Source organism: Frankia sp. CcWB2, assembly GCF_977927585.1.
Map to the genome: position 1 here is coordinate 1 of NZ_CDWRCM010000243.1, position 5,441 is coordinate 5,441.

4 protein-coding genes are annotated in these 5,441 nt (G+C 67.8%); 2 read left to right on the forward strand and 2 right to left on the reverse strand.

The genetic code is table 11. The annotated features are described in order from the left end of the window. Positions 1 to 195: 195 nt before the first annotated feature. Together groL and ACY45C_RS19420 are read right to left on the reverse strand one after the other, a co-directional pair. Entirely contained in the window at positions 196 to 1,821 is a 1,626-nt protein-coding gene (groL, locus tag ACY45C_RS19415) for a chaperonin GroEL (RefSeq protein WP_462188998.1), read from the reverse strand. A 207-nt stretch (positions 1,822 to 2,028) separates the two neighbouring features. Next, positions 2,029 to 2,538 (reverse strand): Hsp20/alpha crystallin family protein, encoded by a 510-nt coding sequence (locus ACY45C_RS19420; RefSeq protein WP_462188999.1) that lies wholly within the window; start codon positions 2,536 to 2,538, stop codon positions 2,029 to 2,031. A 587-nt stretch (positions 2,539 to 3,125) separates the two neighbouring features. Here ACY45C_RS19420 and dnaK point away from each other — a divergent pair. Continuing rightward, positions 3,126 to 5,075 (forward strand): molecular chaperone DnaK, encoded by a 1,950-nt coding sequence (gene dnaK / locus ACY45C_RS19425; RefSeq protein ID WP_462189000.1) that lies wholly within the window; start codon positions 3,126 to 3,128, stop codon positions 5,073 to 5,075. 39 nt (positions 5,076 to 5,114) lie between these two features. Next, the coding region (locus ACY45C_RS19430) for a nucleotide exchange factor GrpE (RefSeq protein ID WP_462189001.1) at positions 5,115 to 5,441 on the forward strand (327 nt) is incomplete at its 3' end.

Below are 5,441 nucleotides of genomic sequence, written 5' to 3' on the forward strand. Positions count from 1 at the left end.
AACGATCGAGGTCAAGGCCAGTTCCTCTGGGGCCTCGACCACCTGCTCGGTTCCTTCCGTCGGCAGTTCGGCGGTGGAAACGTCGCGGAATAGGCGAGTTGCCGCGGTAGGCGAGTTCCAGGACGGGATGGGCCTGTTCGACCGCCACCGTGGGCGTGTCGGCCGGCGTGTCGGCCGCGACAACGACGCTGTCAATCAGTATTCCAGGCCACCCCCACCGGCTGCCGCGGCCGCGGTTTCCTTTTCCTCTGGCTTTTCGGCGACGACGGCCTCGGTAGTGAGGAACAGCCCGGCGATGGATGCGGCGTTCTGCAGGGCGGAGCGGGTGACCTTGGTCGGGTCGATGATCCCGGCCTCGAGCATGTTGACGTGCTCGCCGGTGGCGGCGTCCAGCCCCCACCCCGGTTGCAGGTTGCGGACCTTCTCGACCACGACGCCGCCTTCCAGACCGGCATTGATCGCGATCTGCCGGAGCGGCTCGGTCAACGCGCGGCGCACCATCTCGGCCCCGGTCCGCTCGTCCTCGGCCACGTCCAGCCCGTCGAAGACGGCCTCCGAGGCCAGCAGCAGAGCCACCCCACCGCCGGGAACGATGCCCTCCTCAACGGCGGCCTTCGCGTTGCGGACCGCGTCCTCGATGCGGTGCTTACGCTCCCTGAGCTCGACCTCGGTGGCCGCGCCGGCTTTGATGACGGCCACGCCGCCGGCGAGCCTGGCCAGCCGCTCCTGCAGCTTCTCGCGATCGTAGTCGGCGTCCGACTTCTCGATCTCGCTACGGATCTGGCTGACCCGACCGGCGATCTGGCCCGGGTCGCCGGCGCCCTCGATAATGGTCGTGTCATCCTTGGTGACGATAACCTTGCGGGCCTGGCCAAGCAGGTCGAGGTCGGCGTTCTCCAGCCTGAGACCAACCTCCTCACTGATCACCTGACCGCCCGCCAGAACGGCGATATCGCCGAGCATGGCCTTGCGCCGGTCGCCGAAACCCGGCGCCTTCACGGCCACGGACCGGAACGTACCGCGAATCTTGTTGACGACCAGGGTTGCCAGGGCCTCCCCCTCGACGTCCTCGGCGATAACCAGCAGCGGCTTGCCGGCCTGCATGACCTTCTCCAAGAGCGGGAGCATGTCCTTGACCAGCGAAATCTTGATGTTGGCGACCAGGATGTAGGGGTCCTCCAGGACGCACTCCATCCGCTCCTGATCAGTGATGAAGTACGGCGAGATGTAGCCCTTGTCGAAACGCAGACCTTCGGTGAGCTCCAGCTCGAGGCCGAAGGTGTTGCTCTCCTCGACGGTGATGACGCCGTCCCGGCCGACCTTGTCCATCGCCTCGGCGATGATCTGGCCGATCGCGGTGTCCCCGCCGGCCGAGATCGAGGCCGTTGAGGCGATCTGATCCTTGGTTTCCAGATCCCTGGACAGGTCGGCCAGCTCCCCACAGACCCGCTCGACGGCCAGCTCGATGCCACGTTTGAGGGCGATCGGGTTCGCGCCCGCGGCCACGTTCCGCAGGCCCTCGTGGACCAGTGCCTCCGCCAGGACGGTCGCCGTCGTGGTGCCGTCGCCGGCCACCTCGTCGGTCTTCTTGGCGACCTCCTTGACCATCTCGGCGCCGATCTTCTCATACGGATCTTCGAGCTCGATCTCCCTGGCAATGGAGACACCGTCATTGGTGATGGTGGGAACGCCCCACTTCTTCTCCAGGACGACGTTGCGCCCCTTCGGACCGAGCGTCACCTTCACGGCGCCGGCCAGCTGGTTCATGCCACGTTCCAGCCCGCGCCGTGCTTCCTCCTCGTAAGCGATGATCTTTGGCATGATGGTTCCCCTGAAGCAGAACGTGACCGGACCCCGCGAACATCGCAGGCCCATCCTCACGACATGCAATACCTTAATTACAAATCGTCGGTAGCGCCTGCTGGCGGGGCAAGCCGACCGGCTGGACAGGCCGGGCCTGCCGGGGTCCCGGCGGAGGGCGCGCTGGCGGGTCCGGGTACCAGGCACTCAATCGTACCAGGCACTCAGTCAGCTTTGGCCCTCGGGGCCGGTGCTCTGGCCTTCGGGTCCGGTGCTGATCTCGATGTGCTTGGGCTGGCTCCGCTTGGCCTTCGCCAGCCGGATGGTGAGCACTCCGTCGGCCAGGGTGGCGTGCACCGATTCCGGGTCAATGTCACCCGGCACGGCGATGCGGTGCTCGAACCGGCCCACTGGGCGGCTACGGCGGCGCAGTACTCCCGTGCGTTCCCGCTCCTTGATTTCACCGGTGACGAACAGCTCGTTGTCGCGCAGGTCCACGGAGATGTCCTCCCGGCGTACCCCGGGAAGATCGAGATCGATCACGAACGCGTCATCGGTCTCCTCGATGTCGACCGGCTGCACTATGCCACCCAGCAACCGCGCCGGACGGCCCTCGACGCCGCCCATGACGTCGCCGAGCAGATTGCCCATGCGGGTCCAGGCGTCCTCGATCTCCCGGAACGGATCCCATCGTGCCAGCGTTCCCAGGCCTTCTCCGCGTCGTACGGGTAGTGTCATGATCCTCACTCCTTCCGGCCGGGCCGGCCGGCTATCACCTTTGCGTCCAATTGACTATGCCTTGCCTCTACCCCTGCCTCGCCGGCCCGAAAACTGCGGGCCACGGCCGAGGGACACCCGGCTACAGCCGGCTGTAGGGCCAGAATCGGCTTTAGGACCAGAAACCGGCTGTAGGGCCAGGCGCTGCCTGGTGCTGCCCGTCCTGCCGGGCTCAGCCCCCCGATCCCTGTCCTGCCCCGGCCCGGCCCCGACCGGTGTGGCTCTGCCAGCTCTCCTGGTGCTCCAGCTCCCCTGGCAATCAAGGCCTTTTCGTGATCTCTTCCTTCGCCTGCCGACAAGCGATACTCCGTAGGCAATGCGTTTTGCTGGGCAAATCCTGGATAGGTTCCCTGCTGTGGGGTCGGTTTATCCGAGTGAAGCCTGCTCACGGCGTGGGCATGCCCGATTCGTCATAGGAGTCGAAATGAAATAACTTGCGCGTTTCGAACCCTCCACAGGCCTGTGACCTGCGATGATGCTCTCGATCACGTATTTGTTACTTCATTACGTCCCCATATGTGTGAGGTTCGCTTCTGGAGGAGCATTCGATGGCGAAGACAGTCGGCATTGATCTGGGGACGACCAATTCGGTGATCGCCGCCTGGGAGGGTGGCGAGCCGAGGGTCATCCCGAACGCGGAGGGTGCGCGGACGACACCGTCGGTGGTGGCGTTCACCGAGAGCGGTGAACGCCTGGTCGGGCAGCTGGCGCGACGGCAGGCGATCCTGAACCCGAAGGGCACGATCTACTCGGCCAAGCGGTTCATCGGCCGCCGCTATGACGAGGTGACCGAGGAGGCCAAAGCGGTCGCCTTCGACGTCGTCGCAGGCCCGGAGGGCGCCGCCCGGTTCAAGATCCGGAACAAGCTCTACGCGCCGGAGGAGATCAGCGCGCTGGTGCTGCGCAAGCTGGCCGACGACGCCGGGCGGAACCTGGGCGAGAAGGTCACCGAAGCGGTCATCACGGTGCCGGCCTACTTCAACGACGCGCAGCGCACCGCGACGAAGGACGCCGGCCGGATCGCCGGGCTCTCCGTGCTGCGGATCATCAACGAGCCGACCGCGGCCGCGTTGGCGTACGGGCTAGACAAGAAGGGCCACGAGACCGTCCTGGTCTTCGATCTCGGCGGCGGCACGTTCGACGTGAGCATCCTCGACGTCGGCGACGGGGTGGTCGAGGTCCGGGCCACGGCCGGGGACAGCCACCTGGGCGGGGACGACTTCGACCGCCGGCTGGTCGACTACCTCGCCGACGGGTTCCACCGGGAACAGGGCGTCGACCTGCGCCGGGACCCCCAGGCGCTGCAACGGCTGTTCGAGGCCGCGGAGAAGGCCAAGGTCGAACTGAGCTCGGTCACCCAGACCCAGGTGAACCTGCCGTTCATCACCGCCGACGCCACCGGGCCGCGGCACCTGACCACCACGGTCATGCGCTCCACCTTCGAACAGATCACCGCCGACCTGGTCGAACGGACCATGGGACCGGTCCGCCAGGCGATGGAGGACGCCAAGGTCAGCGCCGACGACCTCGACGAGGTGATCCTCGTCGGCGGCGCCACCCGGATGCCCGCGGTGCAGGCACTGGTCCGGCGGCTGACCGGCGGCAAGGAACCGAACATGAGCGTCAACCCCGACGAGGTCGTCGCACTGGGCGCGGCGATCCAGGCCGGGGTGCTCAAGGGCGAGATCTCCGACGTGCTCCTGCTCGACGTCACCCCGCTCTCCCTCGGGGTGGAGACCCGCGGCGGCCTGATGACAAAAATCGTCGAACGCAACACCACGATCCCGGTACGACGCTCCGAGGTGTTCTCCACCGCGGAGGACAACCAGCCGGCAGTGGACATCGTGGTACTGCAGGGCGAACGCGAACGCGCCGCCGACAACCGGGTACTCGGCCGCTTCCGCGTGGAAAACATCCGCCCGGCGCCCCGCGGCGAACCGCAGATCGAGGTCACCTTCGACATCGACGCCAACGGCATCCTCAACGTCACCGTCCGCGACAAGGACACCGGAGCCCAGCAGTCGATCACGATCAGTGAAACCTCCAACCTCCCCAAGGAAGAGGTCGAACGGATGATCACCGAGGCGGAGCGTAACCGCACCGCCGACAAGGCGCTACGCTCCGCGATCGACGCCCGCAACGAGCTGGACTCGGTCGCCTACCGCGTCGAACGGCTGCTGGCCGAACTCGGTGACGCCGCCCCGCCACACGAGAAGGCCCGCGCCGACCTACTGGTCACCGACGCCCGCCAGGCCATCAACGAGGAGGCGCCGGTGGACCGGGCCCGCGCCCTGACCTCGGATCTCCAACAGATCTACCACGGCCTGGCCGCCGCCCGCACCGGCCAGGCCGGCCCCACCGAGGGAACCGGCGGCAGCCCGGCCGACACCGCACCGGGCGGCCCGGGCGGCCCACAGCCACCACCCGGCGGCAGCACCCCCGGCGGCGGCACCCCCGGCGACGACGACGTGATAGACGCCGAGTTCGACCGGGGCTGAACCCATGCCGACCGAGACCGACCGATGATGGCGAACGACATGCCGCACGAACAGCGCCCAGACCGGACCGGCCACGCCGCCGGCCCCCGTACCGACCAGACCACCGACCGGACCGTGGACCGGAGTAGCGCAGAGGCCACCGCCCGCGCCGGCCCCGTCGGCGCGGACGACCTCCCGACCGAGGCGGTCCTGGACAGTGTGGCGCTCGCCGCTCAGGTGGACGAGCTGACCGACCGGTGGCGGCGGGCCGCCGCCGACCTGGACAACCTGCGTAAACGGACCGTCCGGGAGCTGGAGCGGGATCGGGCCGCCGAACGGGCCCACGCGGCCGCCGCCTGGCTGCCGGTCCTCGACCACCTCGACCTC

Excerpts from the sequence above, each read along its gene's own strand:
- groL (WP_462188998.1), bottom strand. The coding sequence starts at position 1,821 with ATGCCAAAGATCATCGCTTACGAGGAGGAAGCACGGCGCGGGCTGGAA.
- ACY45C_RS19420 (WP_462188999.1), bottom strand. The coding sequence starts at position 2,538 with ATGACACTACCCGTACGACGCGGAGAAGGCCTGGGAACGCTGGCACGA.
- dnaK (WP_462189000.1), top strand. The coding sequence starts at position 3,126 with ATGGCGAAGACAGTCGGCATTGATCTGGGGACGACCAATTCGGTGATC.